Below are 20,911 nucleotides of genomic sequence, written 5' to 3'. Positions count from 1 at the left end.
TATCGATGAACCCGCTGCCCGGGCACCGAGGTTAAACCCCGAGCCCAGGTTTCTTGACAGCCGAATTCGCACACCTCTATGATAAACCCAAAGGTTCATCCAATGACAAAACGTTCCAATCCAGGCGATTGCCTGAACCACTATTCGGAGGAGACATCCATGAAAACGTTACGGCGCGCGACGCGCTCGAACCAGCGGCCTGGCTGGACGAAGTTCGCGGGACTGAGCTTTGCGGCCGCCCTCGCCACGGCTTTCACGCTGACGGCGCACGCGGCCGAGCCCATCCTGATCTGCTCGATCGACGACCGCAGCGGCGCCGCCGCTGATACTGGCACGCAGGGCTACCAGGGTGTGCAACTGGCGATCGACGAAGCGAACGCGGCGGGGGGCATCGCGGGGCACAAGCTGAAGCTGATCGCCTACGACGGCAAGACCGACCCGCAGCTCACGGCGACTTTCGCATCGCGGTGCGCCGAGGACGACAAGGGGCTCGTGATCATCGGCGGCAATCCGTCGGCGCCGGCGGCGGCGATGATCCCCATCGCGACGGAAAACAAGATTCCGTACTACATGCTCTCGGCCGGCACCGACACGCTGACCGATCCGCCCGCGCCTTACCACTTCCGCTTTGGGCCTGCGAACCGTCAGGACGCGGCGGCGATCGCCGACCTGCTCGCGCAACAGGGCTTCAAGCGTCCGGCGATCATCAACAACTCGCTGCCGTTCGGAACCGACGGCGCGCGTGCGACGACCGCCGCGCTCAGGAAGAAGAACATCACGGTGGTGGCGCAGCAGACTTACGACATCAACGCGACGGATCTTTCCCCGCAGCTCTCCAACCTGCGCGATGCCAAGCCCGACGTCCTGCTCGTATTTCCCTATCCCGCCGACGGCGCGCGCGTTCTGCGCACCGCACGCCAGCTCAACGTCACGGCGCCGATCATCGTGTCGCGCAGTGCATTGCTCGACACGCTGCGCAAGCTCGCCGGTCCCGCGAGCGACGGCGTGCTGATCCCGAACACGGTCGATCCGTCGCGCGCCGATGTGCAGAAGTTCTTCGCAGCCTTCAACGCGCGCTTCGGTCCTCATCAGCCGACGCTCTATCCGGTCATCGGGTACGACGCGGCGAAAGCGGCGCTTCAGGTGATCGCCATGCCGGCCGTGCTGAAAGCGATCGATGCCGGCAACATCGAGGAAGCACGCAAGGCATTCCGCGACGGCACCGACAAGCTCACGCAGTTCAAGGGGTTGCAGGGTGAGCAGAGCGCGAGCTATCACTTCGGACCGCAACAGCACCACGGGTCGCCGGACGCGAACTGGTACGTCTTCATTCTCGTCGCCGACAGCGGGGCGCGCCTCGTCAAGCCCGACCTGAACAAGTTCAAACCGCTTTGACCGATCGTGCGACGGCGGCCCTTGCCGTCGCTTTCAGCCTTGCCCTCCACCTAGCACACGCACATGGATAAAATCAGCGTCTTACTGCTTGCGGGCCTGACCAACGGCAGCGTCTACGGGCTGATCGGCCTGTCGCTGTCGCTGATCTACGGCACCAATCGCGTCATCAATTTCGCGCAAGGCGACTTCGTGATGATCGGGGCGATGTCCGCGATCCTCTTCATGGTCACCTATGCGCTGCCCACGCCCGTCGCGCTTCTCGCGGTGCTGGCCGTCGTCCTTGTCTGCTCGCTCGCGCTGGAGTTCGCGGTGTATCGCCCGCTCGTCAAGCGCGGTGCGCCGCCGCTCACGATCATGATCGGCACGCTCGCCGCGGCGATCATCGCGAGCGGCATCGCGTTGCTGATCTGGGGCGCGAACCAGCTCTACGTGCCGAACATCCTGTCGCTCGAACCGATCACCCTCGGACCGCTCACGACCAATCTTCAACAGATGGCGATCGTGATGGCGTTCGTCGTGTTCCTGCTGATTACGTGGTTCCTGCTGTATCGCACGAGCTTCGGGCTGTGCATCCGCGCGACCGGCGCGCAGCCTCGCGTGGCGCAGTTGATGGGTATCCGCTCGTCGCGCATCGTGCGCTTCGGCTTCATGTTCAGTGCGTTTGTGAGCGGCATTTCGGGCGTGCTGATCGGTCCGTTGCTCGGCGGACAGGTGTCGATGGGCGTCGCGCTGACCGTCAAGGGCTTCATGGCGGCGATCCTCGGCGGACTCGGCAGCCCGTTCGCGGCGGCGGCCGGCGGTCTCGTGATCGGCGTGCTGGAGACGTTCGTCGCGGGCTATGGCAGCAGCCTCTACGCCGAACCGATCATCTTTCTTCTAATCCTTCTCGTCCTGTTGATCCGTCCGTTCGGTTTGCTGGGCGACTTCGAGGCAGTCCGGCGATGAGACAGGCATCCACCCAACCTTCCGCATGGCACGCGCGAGCGCCGTTCGTGTTGTTCCTGATCGTCGCGGTCGCCGCGCCGATGTTCTTCACCACCGGCTTTCAGTTGCGGCTGCTGTCGCTCATCTGCATCTATGCGGTGCTCAGCATGGGCTTCAACCTGCTCTACGGTTACGCAGGGCAGATCGCGATGGGCCATCAGGGATTCTTCGCGATCGCAGCGTATGCGTACGCGCTCCTGCAGCTGAAAGCGGGCTTTCCGCCGCTCGCCGCGCTGCCGGTGAGCCTCGTGATCTGCGCGCTCGTGGCGCTCGTGATCGGCGTGCCGCTGCTCAGGCTGCGCACGCACTACCTCGCGATGGCGACGCTCTGCTTCGGCCTCGTGATCTCGGGCGTGGCGAATCGCTGGATCGACGTGACGGGGGGCACCGGCGGCCTTTTGATTCCGTCGATCTCGATCGGCGAGAAGACGATGGACCGCATGACGCTCTACTACGTGATTGTCGCCGCTACGGCGCTCGTGCTCGCGCTGCAGAACTTCATCGTGTCGGGGCATCTGGGCCGCTCGCTGCAGGCGATCCGCGACGACGACAAGGCAGCGGCCGCGCTGGGCGTGAACGTCGCCGTGCAAAAGCTGCGCGTATTCGTGCTGAGCGCGGTTCTCGCAGGGCTCGCGGGGGTCGGCTTCGCGGTGGTCAGCCGGCAAGTCAGTCCGAGCATGGGCGAATTTCCGATTCTCGTATCGATGCTGACGATCGCCGTGGTCGGCGGACTCGGCACGCGCTATGGACCGATCCTCGGCTCGATCGTGGTCGTTATGGCACCGCAGTTCCTTACGCGTTTCGGCGAGCTGGAAACGCTCGTCTACGGCCTCAGTCTGTTGTTGTTCCTGATCTTCATGCCGCACGGACTTTCAGGGATGTTCAGGTCGCTCACGGCGAAGCAGAGTGCCCGCTTTGCGCGGCGTACCCCGCCGCGTTTGCCTGCGCGGCACACCGTCAAGAAAGGAGTCGGGCGATGAGAACGCAAGCCACACCGCGCACGCCGATCGAAGCGCCGCAACTGATGTCGATCCAGTCGGGCGTGAAGCGCTTCGGCGGCCTCGTCGCCGTCGACAACGTCACGTTCGAGGTCCGCCAGGGCGAGGCGGTCGGACTGATCGGGCCGAACGGCGCGGGCAAATCGACGACGTTCAACCTCATCACGGGCGTCGACGGACTTTCCGCCGGCGAAATCTTCTTCCAGCAGGAAAACATCACACACGCGCCGCTGCACCGGCGCAGCGCGATGGGTATGGCGCGCACGTTCCAGATCGTGCGCCTTTTCAGCGGGCTGACCGTGCTCGAAAACGTCATGCTCGGCTTTCATCCGCAACTCGTCGATGGCTTCATCGCGTCGCTGCTGCGCTTTCGCAAGGTGGCCGCCGACGAGCGCCGCTCGGCCGAGCGTGCGATGGAACTGCTGCAGTTCGTCGGTCTCGCGCAGCGCGCGGATGATCCGATCTCGACTCTGCCGCACGGTCAGCAGCGTCTCGTCGAAATTGCGCGGGCGCTGGCGAGCGAGCCCGGCATCCTGCTGCTCGACGAGCCGGCCGCGGGCCTCAACGACGAAGAGACGGCGGGCCTCGGCCGGATGCTGCGGCAACTCAACGACGACGGTCTCACGATCCTCATCGTCGAGCACGATATCGGATTCATCATGAGCCTGTGCCACCGGATCGTCGTGCTCGATCACGGCGCGAAAATCGCCGAAGGGGACGCGGCCTCGGTGCAGAGCAATCAGAAGGTCATCGAAGCCTATCTGGGAACGGGAGGCGCACATGCTAAAAATTGACGGACTGCGTGCCGGGTACAAGGGCACCGAGGCGCTGCACGGCATCTCGCTCGAAATACGCGAGGGCACGATCGTCTCGGCGGTCGGAGCGAACGGCGCGGGCAAATCCACGCTCATCAACGCCATCTCGCGTCTTGTCGATATCAACGCCGGATCGATGACGTTCAACGGACGCGACATCGTCAGGCTTTCAGCGCCGGAGGTGGTCGAGCTCGGCATCGTGCAGGTGCCGGAGGGGCGGCAGGTTTTCGCCGCGCTGACCGTGGCGGAGAACCTGCGCCTCGGTTTTCACCGTCTGCGGCATCGCGGCGACAAGAATCTCTTTCGCGATCGACTCGACTATGTGTACGAGTTATTCCCGAAGCTCAAGGAACGCGCGGGGCAGCGCGCCATCACGCTGAGCGGCGGCGAACAGTCGATGGTCGCGCTCGGGCGCGCACTCATGGCCGACCCGAAACTGCTGCTGCTCGACGAACCTTCGCTAGGACTTGCGCCGCTCGTGGTCGAGCGCATGTTCGAAGTGCTGCAAGTGTTGCGCCGGTCGGGGCTGACCATCCTTCTCGTCGAGCAGCACGCGGACGAAGCGCTCGCGCTCTCCGACTACGGCTATGTGCTCTCGGTTGGCAACATCGCGGCGCAGGGGACGGGTGACTCGCTGCGCGATCACGAAGCGATTCAGCAGGCTTATCTGGGTTGATCGACTTGGAGAGTGCGAATGTCATGTGTGGATCTGGCGATCGTCGGAGGAGGGCTGGCCGGGCTCGTCGCCGCTAACCGGGCGGCGGAACTTGGCTGTTCCGCAGTGCTGCTCGAAGCGGGTAGCGAAGAAAAGTACGCCGCCAATTCGCGCTACGCAGGCGGCGTGTTTCATCTGGCGTTTCAGGACATCAAGACCGACCCGGAGCGCCTCGAACGAGCGATCGCCGAAGCGTGCCCGGGCCTGCGCGATCCCGCACTGGCGGCTGCGCTCGCAACCGATGGCGCACGCGTGGTCGATTGGCTGGCTCGACATGGCGCGGAGTTCGGGCGCGGCGGCGAGTATCCGTTCATGCGCAACATGCTCGTACCGTTCAGCTTGCGGGAGACGGGATTCCACGATCACTGGCGCGGCAAGGGCGGCGATTTGCTGCTGCAACGCCTTGAGGGATCGTTTGTGGCGGCAGGCGGGCGCTTCGTTCGCGGCGCGCGCGCAAAAACGCTTCGCATGATCGATGGACGATGCCAGGGCATTGTCACTTCATTGCCCGACGGCACGGAAGGTGTGATCGAAGCGCGCGCCGTGTTGCTCGCCGATGGCGGATTTCAAGGCAACGCGGACATGGTGCGCGAATTCATCTCGCCGCGACCAGAGCATTTGTGCAAACGCGGGGCGGGCACCGGGATGGGCGACGGGATCCGCATGGCGCGTTCGGCCGGCGCGGCGCTCGCGGGCATGGACAAGTTCTACGGCCATGTGCAGCACAAAGGCGCGCTCGACGACGAATCGCTCTGGCCGTATCCCGTGCTGGATATCGTGGCGTCGGCGGCGATCGTCGTGGATCGCAGCGGGCGGCGATTCGCCGACGAAGGTCTCGGCGGCGTGGCGGTTGCGAACGCGATCGCGGCGCTGGATGAACCGTTGTCGTCGTTCGTGATTCTCGATGAAGCGATCTGGGCGGGACCGGGCGGCGCATTCCTTCTGCCGCCGAATCCCGCATTGGAGCGCCTCGGCGCGACGATCCATCGAGCGGACGATATTGAGGCGCTAGCGTCGAAACTCGGCATGCACGGACAGACGCTTGCGCAGACCGTGCGGGACTACAACGCGGCGTTATCGAGCGGCCATCCCGAGGCGCTGACGCCACGGCGAACCGTCAGGCTGGCGACCCTCGCGACCGCGCCATCGCCGATCGCTGGCCCCGGCTTTCTCGCGATCCCGCTTTGCGCGGGCATGACCTACACGATGGGCGGCGTCGTCATCGATGCGGATGGACGCGCGCTCGACGAACAGCATTGTCCGATACCCGGCCTTTATGCGGCGGGCGCGACGACAGGCGGGATCGAGGGTGGCGCGAACGCGGGATATGTCGGCGGGCTGGCGAAGGCCGCGGTGTTCGGCCTGCGGTCCGCCGAAAGCGCGGCGCGGGAGATAAAGGTATCCGTGTAGGATCGCGCCGCCGCTATGTGTTCACTCGCCGCGCTTCGTCTCCGTTTGCTGCAGGAGATAGTGCCGCTGCAAGGCCTTCAGATGCGTCTCCATCTCGTTGGCCGCTTTTTCCTCATCGCGTGCCGCAAGGTGCTTCAGCAGTCGCCGGCGCGACGGCATGACCGCGCTGTCGGGCAACGGTGAGACGACTTGCAGCAACTGCTCGTGAATCTCGACGAGCGCGTCGGTCAGGATGACGAGCACCGGGTTGCGCGCGGTGCGTGCGAGCAACCGATGAAAGTCGAGATTGATCCGCACGCGCTCCGGAACGTCGCCCTTCGCGACCGCAAGTTCGCTTTGACGAAAATTCTCGCGCAAGGCTTCGAAGTCTGCCTCGGTGCCGCGCTGGCAGGCAAGACGCGTTGCCGCCACGCTCACGATCAGCCGTGCTTCGGTCAAATCGGCCGGCCGGATCGCGCCGAGCCGGAACAGGTCCGAGAATCCGGCGATCACCGCGTCGCCCTGGCCTTCGCGAACGAATGCGCCGCCCGTGGCGCCCTTGCGGAACTCGAGCACACCGGCCATTTCGAGCGAACGCAGTGCCTCTCGCACCGTGTTGCGGCTCAGGCTGAACTGTTCGGCAAGCTCGCGCTCCGGCGGCAAGCGGTCGCCCGGTTGCAGCGCACCGCTTGTCAACTGGCCACGGATCTGGTCGGCGACGGCCTCGAACGCGCGGCGCGTCTGCACGGGCGCGTAGGCGGGCGCCGGTCGCGCGCGCGCGACCGCGGTGTCTTCAGCAGTGACTTCAATCGGGCGCTTCAGTGCGCGGGTGCTGGTGTTGGCGGTTTTCAATGGCTAATCCATTCATGTTGTCCCGCTGATCCTAACTCCCGCCGCGCGATTCTTCAAGTCAGCAATGCCCTGCCCGAATAACGACTTCGCGACTAGGCGGTTTCGCTACTTGACACGAACCGCAACTTTCGTAACTATTATCCCAATGGTTCATCCAATGTACCAAAGGAAGGATGAACTAAACGGATACGAATGGCTGCACCAAAGCGTCCGCACCGCTGCATGCAGCGCGGACTAGTACAACCTTCAAGGGACGGAAGATGAGTGAAGACTTGAGAGACCTGGTGAAGTACGAGGCGCGGGACGGCCGGGCGTACATCACGTTTTGCCGCGACGAGAAGCGCAACGCGCTGACCTACGAAATGTTCGACCGTCTGATGGAGCACATCGAGCGTGCCGAACGCGACGACGACGTGCGCGTCGTCATATTCCGCGGCGAAGGGCGCGACTTCTCGACGGGGCACGATCTCGGCCAGGTCGGCGGCGCGGAGTACGGGTTTTCGAAAGAGCCGGGCGCACGTCGGCCGAGCCAGCGCATTCGCCTCAGCTTCGACAAACACCACGTCGAGCAGTTTCGCCAGATTCTCTATTGCACCAAGCCGACGCTCTCGCTGGTTCAGGGTTATTGCGTGGGCGCGGGTCTCTACATCGTCGAAGCGAGCGACCTCGCGATCGCCGCCGAAGACGCGAAGATCGGCCACCCCGAGCAGAAGATGGGGCTCGCGGGCGCGTCGTACATGACGAGCATCAACATCCTCGCGATGGGTCCGAAGAAGGCGCGCGAAGTGCTGCTGCTCGGCGAGACGATGAACGGAATCGAAGCCGCGCGCATCGGGCTCGTCAACAAGGCGGTGCCTGCGAGCGAGCTGGAAGCGGCCGGCGAAGACTGGGCGGAACGCATCGTCAGACTGCCGCGCGATGCAATCGCGATCGGCAAGGCCGCGACGCATCTCGCGCTCGATTCGCTCGGCATGACGTCGCAGTTCGTCCACGGCTATGTGATGCATGCGCTCGGCACGAACATCCGCTATGAGCCGGACGAAAACAACTTCATGAAGGAGCGCCGCAGCAAGGGCGTGACGGGTGCTGCGCATTCGCGCGAGAACCGCTACGACGGCGAGGCCAAGGAAGGCAAGTGAACCTGCATAACCGATCCAGAAACAAACAGAGGGGACAGCATGCTTACTGAACTTACCGGTTCGTCGGCGGTGGTGCTCGGCGGAACGAAAGGCATTGGCCGGGCTTCGGTCAAGAAGCTCGCGCAGAGCGGCGCGAGCGTCGTGATCCAGGGACGCGACGAAGCGGCAGCATACTCGCTGATCGACGAATGCAGCGCTTTTCCCGGCAAGCGCGTATTCGTCAACAGCGACCTGCTGACTTACGAAGGCATCGAGCGCGCGGTGGAACAAGCGGTCGTGCAGTTCGGTAAGGTGGATATCGTGGTCGCGAGCGGCGGCCCGCGCGATCCCAAACCGAAGCTCTTCGTCGAGATGGCACCGGACGAGGGCATCGCTTGCCTGACGAGCCGTCTGATGCCGCGGCTGAACGCGGTGCACGCAGCGACCAAGTTCATGCGCGAACAGAAGTACGGAAAGATCGTCCTCGTCACGACCGATGCCGCGCGCATCCCTACGCCGAGCGAATCGATGATCGGTGCGGCCGGTGCATCGATCATGTTCCTCACGCGCGCGCTCGGTGCGGAGCTGGCCCATCTCGGCATCCGCATCAATTCGGTGGCGACCACGCTCACGACCGGCACGCCCGCGCACGACCGCTTCCTCGCCGCGAAAGACGCGGGTTCGCAGGAAGTGATCGTCAAGGCGTTCACGAAGGCCGAGCAGCGTGTGAAGTTCAAGCTCAACACGGCCGAGGATCTGGCCGAATACATCCTTTATTTGTCGAGCAGGGAGTCGGATCAGGTGTCGGGATCGACCCTCAGCATCAACGGCGGTCTTTCCTTCCCGAGCTACTGAGCCGGGCAACCAGCACCGAATGACGGAGTGATTATGCGACTGAATGAAGAGCTCGTTTCCATCCAGGACTCGGTTCGCCGGATGGTCCAGAAGGACATCGTGCCGCTCGTGGCCGGCATGGAAGCGAACGACCGCTTTCCGTCCGAGCTGGTGCCGATTTTCGGCGATATGGGCTTGCTGCAATTGTGGCTTCCCGAGGAATACGGCGGCCCGGGCGGCAACCTGAAGACCGTGTGCATCGTGAAGGAGGAGATCGCCAAAGTCTCGCTCGCCGCAGCCACGCTGTGCGGCAACAACTCCATCTCGTTCATTCTGCCGATCCTCAACTTCGGCACGGAAGAGCAGAAGCGGCGCTGGTTGCCGCTCGCCGCCGAAGGGCGTCTCGTCACGGCGATCGCGGTGACGGAGCCGCAGGCAGGGTCCGATGTTTCGTCGATCCGCACGCGCGCGGTGAAAGACGGTAGCTCATACGTCATCAACGGCCAGAAGAACTGGATTACGTGGGGCGGCTACGCGCAGTACATCCTGCTGTTCGCGCGCACGTCGGAGGCGAGCGGGTCGGATGGAATCAGCGCGTTTCTCGTCGATACGAAAACGCCCGGCTTTCGCCTGGGTCGTCAGGAACACAAGATGGGGCGCCACGGTGCTCCGAATCACGAACTTTTCTTCGACAACATGCGCGTCGACGCCGACTGCATGCTCGGCGAGGAAGGGCAGGGCTTCAAGGCCTGCATGAAGGTCCTCGATTTGAACCGGCCCACCATCGCGGCGACGTCGCTCGGGCTCGCGCAGGGTGCGCTCGACGTCTCCGTGTCCTACGCGAAAGAGCGCAAGCAGTTCGGACGCGCGATAGCGGAGTTTCAGGGCATGCAGTTCAAGCTGGCCGATATGGCGATCAAGATCGAGGCCGCGCGCAGCCTGCTCTACAACTGCGCCGACGAAATCGATTCGGGCGATCACTCGCGCCTGAACATGCTCGCGTCGATCACCAAATGCTTCGTCACCGACATCGCGATGGAGGTCACGACCGAAGCGGTGCAGGTGCTCGGCAGCTACGGTTACTCGAAGGAGTTTCCGGTCGAACGCATGATGCGCGATGCGAAGCTGAACCAGATCATCGAAGGGACCAACGAGATTCACCGGTTGATCGTCGCGCGCCGCTTGCTCGCGAACTGACCGGGCGGCTTTGGCAATCGACAAAGAGGCAACGAGATGAAACCCCAGCGCGCGATTCCCTGCGCCTATATGCGTGGGCCGAACTGAGAAAAGCACAGACGAACTGGAGAAGACACGTGAAAGTGATGGTCGCCGTCAAGAGGGTGCTCGACTACAACGTCAAGCCACGCGTCAAAAGTGATGGCAGCGGTCTCGATCTCGCGAACGCGAAGATGTCGATGAATCCCTTCGACGAGATCGCGATGGAGGAAGCCGTGCGCTTGAAGGAGGCGGGCGTGGCAACGGAAGTGATAGCGGTGTCGTGCGGCACGGCGCAATCGCAGGAGACGCTGCGAACCGCGCTCGCGATCGGCGCGGACCGCGCGATTCTCGTCGAGACAAATGCCGACTTGCAGCCGCTGGCGGTCGCGAAACTGTTGCGGGCGCTGGTGGAAAAGGAAGCGCCCGCTCTGATCCTGCTCGGCAAGCAAGCCATCGACGACGACGCGAACCAGACCGGCCAGATGCTCGCCGCGCTTGCGGGTTTGCCGCAGGCGACGTTTGCGTCGAAGGTCTCGGTGCAGGGCGAACGGTTGATCGTCGAGCGCGAAGTGGATGGCGGCGCCGAGACGCTCTCGTTGCCGATGCCCGCTGTCGTCACGAGCGATCTGCGTCTGAACGAGCCGCGCTATGTGACGTTGCCCAACATCATGAAGGCGAAGAAGAAGCCGCTCGAAACCGTGAGTGCCGAGACGCTCGGTGTTGATGTTGCGCCGCGTTTGCAGACCGTGGGCGTCGAGGAGCCCGCAGCGCGCAAGGCGGGCGTCAGGGTGCCAGATGTGAGCGCGCTGCTGAATGCGCTGCGTGACGAAGCCAAAGTGTTGTGAGGAGAAAAGCGTGACCATTCTTGTTATCGCAGAGCATGACAATCATGATCTGTCCGCCGTGACGGCGAACGTCGTCGCGGCTGCGCGTGAGATCGGCGGCACGATCGACGTGCTCGTTGCGGGCAGCGGCGCGCGAGCGGTTGCGGAACACGCGTCGAAGCTGGCGGGTGTGGACCGCGTGCTGCTCGCCGATGCGCCTCAGCTCGAAGCGCAACTCGCCGAGCATGTCGAAGCGACCGTGCTTGCAATCGCCCCGACGTATTCGCACATCTTGCTGGCGGCGAGCAGCCAGGGCAAGAACCTCGCGCCGCGTATCGCGGCGAACCTCGATGTCGCGCAGATCAGCGACATCGTTGTCGTCGCGGATGCGGATACGTTCAAGCGCCCGATTTACGCAGGTAATGCGATCGCAACGGTCAGGTCCATCGATTCCATCAAAGTGATCACGGTGCGAACCACTGCGTTCGTTGCGGTGGCAACGCAGGAGGCCGCCGCCATGCTCGAAACCGTCGCGGCGGAAAAAGGCAAAGACAACAGCCCGCAACTGATGGAACGAACGCTCGTCAAGCCCGATCGACCCGAACTCGGACAGGCGTCGACGGTGGTGTCAGGCGGCCGCGGCCTCGGCAGCGGCGAAAACTACGACCGCGTGCTCGCGCCGCTCGCGGACAAGCTCAACGCGGCGCTCGGCGCCTCGCGTGCAGCGGTGGATGCCGGCTTTGCGCCGAACGATGCGCAAGTCGGGCAGACTGGCAAGATCGTCGCGCCGCAGTTGTACGTGGCGGTCGGCATCTCCGGAGCGATCCAGCATCTCGCGGGCATGAAGGAGTCGAAGGTGATCGTCGCGATCAACAAGGATAGCGAGGCGCCGATCTTTTCCGTCGCCGATTACGGGCTCGTCGGCGACCTGTTCCAGATCGTGCCTGACATGGTGGAGGGCCTGTGATGCATTCGAACCTTGTCAACTTCGACCGGAGCCGCCATGAGTGAAGCTGTGATGTCCGACACCGTGCAGCGCCAGGCGCTGGCCGAAGAACTCGACAGCTTCAACTGCCGTGTCGCGCAACCGACCGACGGGCCGCTCTTCACGCGCGACCCGCAATCGGCGATGAAGGCGGCGCACTGGAAAGCGAGCGATCTCGAACGGCTGCTTACAAAGATCGGCGCGAAACTAAAGCTCGAAGCGGGCGGCCAGCGCAGGACGTTGCGCCTCGCGAATCGTGGCCTGCCGTTCGGAACGACGCCGACCATCTGGGCATCGATCCAGTACATCTTGCCAGGCGAGATCGCGACCGCGCATCGTCACACGGCGAGCGCGCTGCGTTTCATCATGAAAGGGCGTGGCGCCGATACGATCGTCGACGGCGAGCGCTACGAAATGAACGAAGGCGATCTCGTGCTGACGCCCGCGTGGACCTGGCACGACCACGAGCACAAGGGCGATGAACCGATGATCTGGCTCGACGTGCTCGACATATCGCTCGTGCGCTCGATGCATGCAACGTTCTTCGAAGGCTCCGATGTGCCGCGACAAGCGGTGTCCGACATACCGGACCGCTCCTACCGGCACTACGGCAGCGGTTTGATGCGGCCGCTCAACGACACGAGCAGGCCGGCGCTCAATCCGCTGCTCGTCTATAGCGCGGAGCGTGCGCAGGAAGCACTGCGCCTGGCCGCCGCACTGCCGCCCGATCCGTTCGACGACACCGCGCTCGAATACCTGAACCCGCTGACGGGCGACTCGGCGCTCCCGACAATCGGCACGGCGCTTCAATCGCTACGGCCGGGCATGCATACGAAAGCGCATCGTCACACAGGCAGCGTCGTCTACTACGTGATGCGCGGACAAGGCGCGACGATCGTCGATGGGACGACGTTCGAATGGGGCGCGGGCGATTTCATGTCGATCCCGCCGTGGGCCGTGCACGAGCATGTCAACCGCTCGTACGACACGCCCGCGATGCTGTTTCAGGTCAACGACTTCCCGGCGCTGAAAAAGCTCGGACTGTACCGCGAGGAAGCGGCGTAACCGGGGCATCAGGCAACGCCGAGCAAGACGAACTCGAATTTATTGGAGACTGCAAATGCAAACACCCGTATTGATCGTGGGCGCGGGCCCGATCGGACTGGCACTCGCCGGCGACCTGGGCTTTCGCGGCGTGTCGTGCATGCTCATCGAACGCAGCGATGGGCAGGTGATTCAACCGAAGATGGACATGGTCGGTGTGCGGACGATGGAATATTGCCGCCGCTGGGGCATCGTGCCGTGGGTTCACGAAGCGGGCTACAACCGCGACTATCCACAGGATTGCGCGTGGGTCACGGGCCTGAACGGCTACGAGTTCGGACGTGAAGTCTTTCCGAGCCCAAAAGACGAAAAGTGTCCGCCGCAAAGCCCGCAAAAGCGCGAGCGTTGCCCGCAGAACTTCTTCGATCCGGTTCTGCGTCGCTTCGCGCAGCAGACACCCAACGTCACGATCTGCTACAACAGCGAGCTTGTCGAGTTCAGCGAGACGCCGGACGGCGTCACCGCAAAAGTTCGCGACACACTGAGCGGCGAGGAGAGGGTGATCGAAGCGGGCTATCTTGTCGGATCGGATGGCGGCGCGAGTGTCGTTCGTCAGGGGCTCGGCATCGGCATGACGGGCGAGCCGACCCTCACCTATACGACCAACGTCGTATTTCGCTGCAAGGATCTGGAAGCGCTGCACGACAAGCAGCGCGCCTATCGCTACATCTTCATCGGGCCGGAAGGCACCTGGGCGACACTCGTCGCGATCAACGGACGCGACCAGTGGCGCTTCTCGCTCGTCGGCGACAACAGCCGGCAGACGCACAGCGAGGAGACCATGCGCGAGGCGATCGTGCGCGCGGTCGGCCGGGAATTTGACTTCGAGATTCTTTCGATGCTGCCGTGGGTGCGGCGTCAACTCGTCGCCGACCGTTACGGCACGAAGCGGGTATTCGTCGCGGGAGACGCAGCGCATCTCACGTCACCGACTGGCGGCTTCGGCATGAACACGGGCATCCAGGACGCGGTCAATCTCTCATGGAAGCTTGCCGCGAGCCTGCAAGGCTGGGGCGGCGAGCATCTGCTCGAAACCTACGAGACCGAGATGCGGCCCGTGGCGATCCGCAACGTGTCGGAGGCGACCGGCAACCTGAAGCGCATGTTGTCGCCGCGTGTGCTGTCGCCGTCGAAGGAGATTTTCGAGGACGGTTCCGGTTCCGAAGCGGCGCGCATCGAGTTCGGCAACCAGTACACGGAGCTGATGAAGCGCGAGTGGTTCTCGATCGGCATCCATCTCGGCTACATGTACGAGGGCTCGCCCATCATCGTCCCCGACGGCACGCCGCAGCCGCCCGACGAAGTTTCGACCTACGTGCAGACGGCGCGGCCCGGTTCGCGTGCGCCGCACGTCTGGCTCGCGGAAGGCACGTCGACGCTCGATCTGTTCGGCAAGGAGTTCGTCCTGATGCGCTTCGACAAGGATGTGTCCGGCGTGAGCGCTCTCGAAGAAGCCGCGGCGGCGCGCAAGGTGCCGTTCAAGTCGGTCGAGATCGACAACGATGAGGCTCGCAAGCTGTACGAGCGCCGCTTCGTGCTCGCGCGTCCCGACGGTCAGGTGGCGTGGCGCGGCGATGCCTTGCCGGACGATCCGCTCGCCCTCATTGATACCGTACGTGGCGCACAACGCACTCGCCTGGAAACGAAGTCGGTGGAGCAGAGCGAGGCTTGAGTCGGCTTGCGGGACGCGGCGAATGCCGCGCCCCGCGTTTTCTGGAGAAAAGCGATGAACGCGATAGCGAGACACTGCTGGATGCACTTCACCTGCGCGATGCTGCTATGCGCACTGGCTTACGCGGGAAGTGTTCCCGCCACCCTCGAAGGAAAGTAAGAAAGCCGGCCTCAGGCGCTCTTGTGGCGCTCGAGAAACGGCAGGATCGCGCCGTTGAACGCTTCGTTGCGATCGCCCGCGATCATGTGTCCCGCGCCCGGCACCGTGCCAACCTCGAGTTGCGGCAGACGCTCGCGCAGTTCATCGATGCCGCTCGTCGTCACGACATCGCTCTGTGCGCCGCGCACGAGCAGCGCCGGAATCGTGATGTTGCTGCACATGGCGAGCAGGCGCTGTGCATGTTTTTCGCGCTTTTCATCGCTGCGTTCACGAAAGAAGCCCGGGTCCCAGTGCCAGTGCAGGCGGCCATCTTCACGCAGGCGCAGGTTCTTCATCAAGCCATGCGGATTGCGCGGCCGTGGACGATGCGGGTTGTAGGCGGCGACTGCATCGGCGGCTTCTTCTACGTCGGCGAAGCCGTCGCGATAACCATTCAGGAAGTCGCTTACGCGCTTGAGGCCGTTGGGATCGATACGCGGTGCGATATCCACGAGGACCAGCGCGCGCGCAAACGAGGCATCGTTCCTGCCCACCGCATGCAGCGCCGTCATCCCGCCCATCGACGCGCCGATGATCACGGGCGCCGCAGCCATCGTCGATACGATGGTCTGCAGGTCGTCCGCGAGGCGTTCGTATGAGTAATCGGCTTTGGGCGACCAGTCGCTGTCGCCGTGGCCGCGTGCGTCGAATGCGAGCGCGTGGTAGCCGAGATCACCCAGCGTGCGAACGGTGCCGCGCCACGAATGGCGCGTCTGGCCGCCACCGTGCAGGAGAATCACGGCAGGTTGCCCGCGTTCGCCGCTGACGGTGGCAGCCAGCTTCAGGCCGTCGTTCGTGCCGATGCGTGCAGTATGCAAGCCAAGCGAGTTACCGGACACCATGCGCTCTTCGACCTCCCTCAGTTGAGCGGCTTGTCCCACACGGGATGGCCGCCGCCTTCGCTCTGCACGACGTCGATCGACATCGACCCGACCTTCGCGATCTCGATCACCACCTTGTCCCCGCCGTTGATCGGACCGACGCCGGCAGGCGTGCCCGTCGCGATGATGTCGCCCGGATAAAGCGTCATGACGGCCGACGCCATGCGGATCATCTCCGGGATATCGACGATGAGGTCGCGCGTGCTCGCCTGCTGACGGACTTCGCCGTTGACCGAGAGCTTCAGGTCGATCGCGTCGTAGTCGGGCACTTCGTCGGCGGTGACGATGTACGGCCCGACCGGGCAGAACGTATCGTAGGATTTGCGCATCACGCGCTCTTCCTTGCCGCGCACCACGACGTCGATCAGGCACGCGTAACCGAATACGTGCGCGAGCGCGTCGTCACGGCTGATTTCGCGCCCGCCACGGCCGATGATGATGGCGAGCTCGCACTCGTGATGGATCTGGCGGTTCGGGATCTGCGGCAGCACGATCGGATCGGCCGGGCCGCTCAGGCTCGAATTCGCCTTCAGGAAGAAGCCTTGGCCGTCCGCCTTGAACGGCGAAATGAGCCCCGTGCCGCGCTTCATCTCCTCGACGTGCGCGTGATAGTTGGCCGGAAATGCGATCACCTTGTTGGGCCATGCGACAGGCGTTTCGAGCTTCACGTCCGCGAGTTTCGCGCGCGGCGCCGTCTGCGCGAAATCGTCGAGCTTGCCGCGCAGCGCTGCGAAGCGATCGATCACATGCAGCATGCCGACCGGCGGCCACGCGCCAGGCGTCACATTCACGAGTTGCGTTACGTCGACGATGTCGTCCTCGATCACGACGCCGATCCGTCCTCCGTTGAAGCTTGCGAGTTTCATGCTGTTTTCCTCGGTTGAGTGTCTGAATGGCCGCCGATCTCGTCGTCATGCTCGCCGATCGCGGGCGGACCCGCGCGCGCGGGGAACCTGCGATCGTCGAAGGTCGCCGGATAGCGCGCGGTGCGGATCGGTCCGACCGGGGAATCGACGAAATCGAACACGCGGTTGTTCGCCACCTGCGCATCGTCGAGGAACTCGTCGAGCGAGAAGACCGGCGCGGCGGGCACGTCCAGCTCGGCGAAGCGCGTGAGCCAGTGGACGGTCGCCTTCTCCTTGACCACGGCGCCTACGCGCCGGAAAAATTCGTCGGCCATCGCCACCGGATCGCGCATCTGCTTGAATTCTTCCTTCCACTCCGGGCGCTCGATGGCGTTGAGCGTCTTCGACATCTGCGCGCCATTAGCCGGCGAGATGACGACGAACCCATCCGACGTTTCGAGCACCTGCGAGGCCGGCGGTTTCCACGCGGACGTGTCGCCTTCGAAGGTGCGATGCTGAAACATGTCGGGGAAGTTGAAATAGCCCATGACGTCGAGCATCGGCAGCTTGATGTGGCTTGCCCGGCCGGTCTTCTCGCGTTCGTAGAGCGCCGCGAGGATCGCCTGCGTGCCGAATGCGCCCGTCACCTTGTCGACCATGTTGAACGGCGTGACCGCCGGCTTGCCGTTGCGCCCCTCGGACGCCACGATGCCCGTGCGGCCCTGGATCAGTGAGTCGAATGCGGGCGCGTTGGCGAGCGCGCCGGTATCGCCGAAGCCGTTGATCGACAGGCGGATGAGGCGCGGATAGAGCGCGTGCAGCACGTCATGCCCGAGGCCTAGCGAGGCCGCCACGCGTGGTCGCCAGTTCTCGACGAGGATATCGGCGGTAGCGAGCAGGTTCTTCAGGCGCTGGGTGCCTTCCTCCGTCTTCAGGTCGATCACGACGCTGCGCTTGCCACGGTTCGCATTTGTCCATGAGGCGCCGAAACCATCCCGGTTGTGGCCGAACTTGCGAAAGCCGTCACCGCCGGGCGGCTCGACCTTGATCACGTCGGCGCCCAGATCGGCGAGCATCATCGCCGTGAAGGGCCCCGTGAGGAAGCTCGACGTCTCCACGACGACGATGCCATCGAGGGGACGCTTTTGCGACGCGTCTGCAGTTTGCTGCCGCTCGGACGGCAGGCCGGTTTGAACGTTGGACATCCCGTGTGTCTCCCTAATACATTGCTAGAGTTTCAATGGATCAACCTATGATCGATAATGAGCCTGCGCTTTGCCGGTGTCAAGGGACACCGTGCAGGATTCAATCGAGCCGCACATGCAGTGCATGGACCTCCTGTCAAAAGAAAACGGGCAGACAAGCCGTAGCCTGCCTGCCCGTCATCCGTGCCGATGCCGGTCAGAACTTGTGGCGAATCGCAATGCGCGCGACGACCTGATTCGACGTGTTGGAAGGCGTTACCGTGACGATGTAAGGGACTGCTGCCTGCTTGGTCGAATCGACGCCGGAGGCTTTCATGTAGGCGGCGGCGAAATAGACGTCGGTGCGCTTGGAGAGGAAATAGTCGATGACCGCGTTGTACGTCTGATAGGCCGCGCTGTCTTTTCCGTTGATGGCACCGCCCCGCAAGTAGTTGTACGAGCCCCCAACTTGCAGTGCTGGCGTGATGTAGTAACCGGCGTACACGTTGTAGTTGTTAAAAGCCGCGTTGCCGGTGTAGCCGAACGGATTGGTCTGCGCGAGCGTGCCCGATGCGGGATCGTTCAGTTCCTGGAAGCGAATGTTGGAGTAGGAGACCGCTGCGATCAGTGATCCGATCGTGTACTGCGCGACGCCGGAGTAGATCTGCAGGCGATGGGCCGAGGCGAATCCGCCGTAGATCGGGTTCACCTGGACGCCCGTGACCGAGCCGAGGTTGTTGGCCGTGGGCGAACTGATCGAGTTGTTGCCGTAAAAGGACTGATTCGGGTTGTTGATGTGCATGTAGCCGCCCGCGAGCGCGAGCGGTCCTGCCACATAGCGCGCGCCGACGGACCAGATGCTGTTCTTGCCGAACGACCCGGCCACGCCGCCGAATCCATACAGTCCCGTCAATGTCAGGCCACCGAAAGTCGGGCTCGTGTACTTGACCGAGTTGTTGATGCGCTGGGTGTCCGCGACGTTGTCGATATCGCCTGGGTGGTCGGCGAAGGCGCCGCCCGCGAAACTGCCAGCCTGCATCGCGCCGATGGAATCGACGATCGAGTCGTACTGGCGGCCCGCCGTGACGCTGCCCCACGGGCTCGTGACGCCCACGTACGACTGCCGGCCGAAAAACGTTCCGCCCTGCTGGAAGCGACCGGTGCCGACATCGAATCCGTTCTCGATGACGAAGATGGCCTTATATCCGGCGCCCAGGTCTTCCGTGCCGCGGAGTCCCCAGCGCGATGCCTGCATGACACCGCTCGTCATCGCGAACTGGCTGCCGCCCGTTCTGCCATTCGGCGCCCCGGCTTGCGCCGTCTGGACGTTGTTGACGTAGTTGATGCCTTCGTCGAGCAAACCATACAGTGTCACGCTGCTCTGCGCGAAGACCGGCCCGCCCACGGCAAGTGTCAGCGCTCCAACCAAGGTGTTCCGAAGCTTCACGGCTATCTCCTGTTATCGCGCCCGGGAGGGAACGAAGAAAGTGTTTTTATGTGCGTCAGGTCGAGTTTTGTTCCATTGGATGAACCATTGATTAAATGATAAAGAAATGGTTGCATGTGTCAAACAGAGCAAACCCTAATCTGTCGACCACCGGCTACGCCATCGGCTCCTCATCGGCGCGCACGATCGCGTGCGGCGCGGATTTGAACGCCAGTCCCGCGATAGCGCTCGAAACGAGCAAGGCGCCGATCATCGCGATGGTGGGATCGCCGGAGGAGAGGCCCACGGCGGCCGTGCACAACGCACCGTAGCCCATCTGCAGACAGCCATAAAGCCCCGCCGCCGCGCCGGTCACCGTCTGATCGACATCGAGCGCGCTGCTGATCGCGAATGGACTCGATAGCCCTGTCGCGAAGAACATGACGATCATCGGCGCCATCACCGACGTCACGGACAGCGCATCGCACAGGTATGAGACGAGCAGGCTGATCGAGGCTGCGCCCATGATCAGGCTCGCGACGATCAGCGCCCGGCGCGCGGATACCCGGCCAGCTAAACGCTTGGCCGTGGACTGGCCGGTCGCGAGTCCGACCACCAGCGAGAAGTAGGCGAAGCCGAAGGCGCGCGTGGAAAGGCCGAGCCTCGATTCGAGGATGAACGGCGAGGCCGAAAGAAACGCGTAGATGCCAGTGGTCGCACTTGCGCCGCCGAGACTATGGGCGACGAACGCGGGCGATCGAAGCAGCGTGAGGTAGCGCTTCAGGTAGCGGCTCACGCGGAAGTCACTCGACGCCGTGTGCGTCTCGGGCACGAGCAGCCACACCGAGAAAAGAACCAGCACGTTCACGACGCTCAGCGCGGCGAAGATCGAGCGCCAGCCAAGATGCTCGACGATCTGCGCACCGATGATCGGCGCCACGGCGGTGGCTACCGCCATTGCGATGCTGAGCGTGGCGAGCCGCCGGATCAGGCTGGTGGAGCCCGAACTGTCGCGAGCGATCGCGCGACCGAGCACAAGCCCCGAGCAGCCGCCGAGCGCCTGCGCGAGCCGCGCCCATTCGAGCCCCGTCAGCGACGGCGCGAAGGCCGCTGCAACGCTCGCGACGGCGAAAAGCGCCAAGCCCGCCAGCAGGACGGGGCGTCGTCCATAGCGATCCGAGAGCGGTCCGTAGACGAGCTGCCCGATCGAAAGCCCGATCACATAAAGCGTGATCGTCAGCCCCATGCCGGCGGCGGACGCGTGAAGGTCACCGGCGGCTGAAGGCAGCGCGGGAACGAATACGTGCAGCGGAAACGTGCCGGAGAGCGTGATACAGACCAGGATGAAAAGCGAGGGGACTGGAACGTGGCTTCGAAGGGAAGCAGCGGGATCGCTCATGGCGGCATGGCTCATTTATCTCAATGGATGAACCAATAATCTAATCGTGGTCGAGATCACTGTCAATTGATGCGC

The 20,911-nt window shown here is 63.7% G+C and carries 19 protein-coding genes; 13 read left to right on the top strand and 6 right to left on the bottom strand.

The features are described from left to right. Nucleotides 1–159: 159 nt before the first annotated feature. From AWB65_RS15960 to AWB65_RS15935, 6 genes are all read left to right on the top strand, one after another. Nucleotides 160–1,395 carry an ABC transporter substrate-binding protein gene (locus AWB65_RS15960; RefSeq protein ID WP_087668079.1) on the top strand — a complete coding sequence of 412 codons (1,236 nt, stop codon included), beginning with the start codon at nt 160–162 and terminating at the stop codon, nt 1,393–1,395. A gap of 63 nt (nt 1,396–1,458) precedes the next feature. Then, entirely contained in the window at nt 1,459–2,340 is an 882-nt protein-coding gene (locus tag AWB65_RS15955) for a branched-chain amino acid ABC transporter permease (protein WP_087668078.1), read from the top strand. Further along, nucleotides 2,337–3,359: a branched-chain amino acid ABC transporter permease gene (locus AWB65_RS15950; protein WP_087668077.1), complete on the top strand. Its 1,023-nt coding sequence runs from the start codon at nt 2,337–2,339 to the stop codon at nt 3,357–3,359. Before AWB65_RS15955 ends, AWB65_RS15950 begins: the two co-directional genes overlap by 4 nt. After that, nucleotides 3,356–4,171 carry an ABC transporter ATP-binding protein gene (locus tag AWB65_RS15945; RefSeq protein ID WP_087668076.1) on the top strand — a complete coding sequence of 272 codons (816 nt, stop codon included), beginning with the start codon at nt 3,356–3,358 and terminating at the stop codon, nt 4,169–4,171. Before AWB65_RS15950 ends, AWB65_RS15945 begins: the two co-directional genes overlap by 4 nt. Then, nucleotides 4,158–4,868, top strand: a complete 711-nt coding sequence (locus AWB65_RS15940; RefSeq protein WP_087668075.1) for an ABC transporter ATP-binding protein — start codon at nt 4,158–4,160, stop codon at nt 4,866–4,868. The genes AWB65_RS15945 and AWB65_RS15940 overlap by 14 nt, the downstream gene beginning before the upstream one ends. 18 nt (nt 4,869–4,886) lie before the next feature. Continuing rightward, nucleotides 4,887–6,317, top strand: a complete 1,431-nt coding sequence (locus AWB65_RS15935; RefSeq protein WP_087668074.1) for an FAD-dependent oxidoreductase — start codon at nt 4,887–4,889, stop codon at nt 6,315–6,317. 21 nt (nt 6,318–6,338) lie between these two features. On the opposite strand, the gene AWB65_RS15930 is transcribed toward AWB65_RS15935, so the two are convergent. Then, nucleotides 6,339–7,148: a FadR/GntR family transcriptional regulator gene (locus AWB65_RS15930; RefSeq protein WP_087668073.1), complete on the bottom strand. Its 810-nt coding sequence runs from the start codon at nt 7,146–7,148 to the stop codon at nt 6,339–6,341. Between the two features lie 260 nt (nt 7,149–7,408). Between AWB65_RS15930 and AWB65_RS15925 the strand changes: the two genes are divergently transcribed. The 7 genes from AWB65_RS15925 to AWB65_RS15895 all read left to right on the top strand — a co-directional run bounded on the left by AWB65_RS15925 (nt 7,409) and on the right by AWB65_RS15895 (nt 14,903). After that, a complete protein-coding gene (locus tag AWB65_RS15925) occupies nt 7,409–8,287 on the top strand; it encodes an enoyl-CoA hydratase/isomerase family protein (RefSeq protein ID WP_235007638.1) in 879 nt (292 codons plus the stop codon). 39 nt (nt 8,288–8,326) lie between these two features. Then, entirely contained in the window at nt 8,327–9,121 is a 795-nt protein-coding gene (locus AWB65_RS15920) for an SDR family NAD(P)-dependent oxidoreductase (RefSeq protein ID WP_087668072.1), read from the top strand. A gap of 33 nt (nt 9,122–9,154) precedes the next feature. Beyond that, nucleotides 9,155–10,297, top strand: a complete 1,143-nt coding sequence (locus AWB65_RS15915; RefSeq protein ID WP_087668071.1) for an acyl-CoA dehydrogenase family protein — start codon at nt 9,155–9,157, stop codon at nt 10,295–10,297. Between the two features lie 116 nt (nt 10,298–10,413). Continuing rightward, nucleotides 10,414–11,163: an electron transfer flavoprotein subunit beta/FixA family protein gene (locus AWB65_RS15910; protein WP_087668070.1), complete on the top strand. Its 750-nt coding sequence runs from the start codon at nt 10,414–10,416 to the stop codon at nt 11,161–11,163. 10 nt (nt 11,164–11,173) lie between these two features. Further along, a complete protein-coding gene (locus AWB65_RS15905; protein WP_087668069.1) occupies nt 11,174–12,109 on the top strand; it encodes an electron transfer flavoprotein subunit alpha/FixB family protein in 936 nt (311 codons plus the stop codon). 36 nt (nt 12,110–12,145) lie between these two features. Then, nucleotides 12,146–13,192 (top strand): cupin domain-containing protein, encoded by a 1,047-nt coding sequence (locus tag AWB65_RS15900; RefSeq protein WP_087668068.1) that lies wholly within the window; start codon nt 12,146–12,148, stop codon nt 13,190–13,192. 55 nt (nt 13,193–13,247) lie between these two features. Beyond that, nucleotides 13,248–14,903: an FAD-dependent oxidoreductase gene (locus tag AWB65_RS15895; protein WP_087668067.1), complete on the top strand. Its 1,656-nt coding sequence runs from the start codon at nt 13,248–13,250 to the stop codon at nt 14,901–14,903. Between the two features lie 170 nt (nt 14,904–15,073). Here AWB65_RS15895 and AWB65_RS15890 read toward each other — a convergent pair whose 3' ends face one another. The 5 genes from AWB65_RS15890 to AWB65_RS15870 form a co-directional block, all read right to left on the bottom strand. Next, nucleotides 15,074–15,943 (bottom strand): alpha/beta fold hydrolase, encoded by an 870-nt coding sequence (locus AWB65_RS15890; RefSeq protein WP_087668066.1) that lies wholly within the window; start codon nt 15,941–15,943, stop codon nt 15,074–15,076. Between the two features lie 17 nt (nt 15,944–15,960). After that, nucleotides 15,961–16,848 (bottom strand): fumarylacetoacetate hydrolase family protein, encoded by an 888-nt coding sequence (locus AWB65_RS15885; protein WP_087668065.1) that lies wholly within the window; start codon nt 16,846–16,848, stop codon nt 15,961–15,963. Further along, a complete protein-coding gene (locus tag AWB65_RS15880) occupies nt 16,845–18,032 on the bottom strand; it encodes a CaiB/BaiF CoA transferase family protein (protein WP_087668064.1) in 1,188 nt (395 codons plus the stop codon). Before AWB65_RS15880 ends, AWB65_RS15885 begins: the two co-directional genes overlap by 4 nt. A 196-nt stretch (nt 18,033–18,228) precedes the next feature. After that, nucleotides 18,229–19,458 (bottom strand): porin, encoded by a 1,230-nt coding sequence (locus tag AWB65_RS15875; protein ID WP_235007637.1) that lies wholly within the window; start codon nt 19,456–19,458, stop codon nt 18,229–18,231. Nucleotides 19,459–19,612: 154 nt separating this feature from the next. Continuing rightward, the gene (locus tag AWB65_RS15870; RefSeq protein WP_087668063.1) at nt 19,613–20,851 is read right to left on the bottom strand and encodes a multidrug effflux MFS transporter; all 1,239 of its coding nucleotides are present in this window, start codon (nt 20,849–20,851) and stop codon (nt 19,613–19,615) included. Between the last annotated feature and the right edge of the window lie 60 nt (nt 20,852–20,911).

It is taken from the genome of Caballeronia humi (assembly GCF_001544475.1).
Classification (GTDB): domain Bacteria; phylum Pseudomonadota; class Gammaproteobacteria; order Burkholderiales; family Burkholderiaceae; genus Caballeronia; species Caballeronia humi.
This window is presented reverse-complemented; position numbering and strand designations above follow the sequence as displayed.

Excerpts from the sequence above, each read along its gene's own strand:
- AWB65_RS15960 (WP_087668079.1), top strand. The coding sequence starts at position 160 with ATGAAAACGTTACGGCGCGCGACGCGCTCGAACCAGCGGCCTGGCTGG.
- AWB65_RS15955 (WP_087668078.1), top strand. The coding sequence starts at position 1,459 with ATGGATAAAATCAGCGTCTTACTGCTTGCGGGCCTGACCAACGGCAGC.
- AWB65_RS15950 (WP_087668077.1), top strand. The coding sequence starts at position 2,337 with ATGAGACAGGCATCCACCCAACCTTCCGCATGGCACGCGCGAGCGCCG.
- AWB65_RS15945 (WP_087668076.1), top strand. The coding sequence starts at position 3,356 with ATGAGAACGCAAGCCACACCGCGCACGCCGATCGAAGCGCCGCAACTG.
- AWB65_RS15940 (WP_087668075.1), top strand. The coding sequence starts at position 4,158 with ATGCTAAAAATTGACGGACTGCGTGCCGGGTACAAGGGCACCGAGGCG.
- AWB65_RS15935 (WP_087668074.1), top strand. The coding sequence starts at position 4,887 with ATGTCATGTGTGGATCTGGCGATCGTCGGAGGAGGGCTGGCCGGGCTC.
- AWB65_RS15925 (WP_235007638.1), top strand. The coding sequence starts at position 7,409 with ATGAGTGAAGACTTGAGAGACCTGGTGAAGTACGAGGCGCGGGACGGC.
- AWB65_RS15920 (WP_087668072.1), top strand. The coding sequence starts at position 8,327 with ATGCTTACTGAACTTACCGGTTCGTCGGCGGTGGTGCTCGGCGGAACG.
- AWB65_RS15915 (WP_087668071.1), top strand. The coding sequence starts at position 9,155 with ATGCGACTGAATGAAGAGCTCGTTTCCATCCAGGACTCGGTTCGCCGG.
- AWB65_RS15900 (WP_087668068.1), top strand. The coding sequence starts at position 12,146 with ATGAGTGAAGCTGTGATGTCCGACACCGTGCAGCGCCAGGCGCTGGCC.
- AWB65_RS15895 (WP_087668067.1), top strand. The coding sequence starts at position 13,248 with ATGCAAACACCCGTATTGATCGTGGGCGCGGGCCCGATCGGACTGGCA.
- AWB65_RS15890 (WP_087668066.1), bottom strand. The coding sequence starts at position 15,943 with ATGGTGTCCGGTAACTCGCTTGGCTTGCATACTGCACGCATCGGCACG.
- AWB65_RS15885 (WP_087668065.1), bottom strand. The coding sequence starts at position 16,848 with ATGAAACTCGCAAGCTTCAACGGAGGACGGATCGGCGTCGTGATCGAG.
- AWB65_RS15880 (WP_087668064.1), bottom strand. The coding sequence starts at position 18,032 with ATGTCCAACGTTCAAACCGGCCTGCCGTCCGAGCGGCAGCAAACTGCA.
- AWB65_RS15870 (WP_087668063.1), bottom strand. The coding sequence starts at position 20,851 with ATGAGCCATGCCGCCATGAGCGATCCCGCTGCTTCCCTTCGAAGCCAC.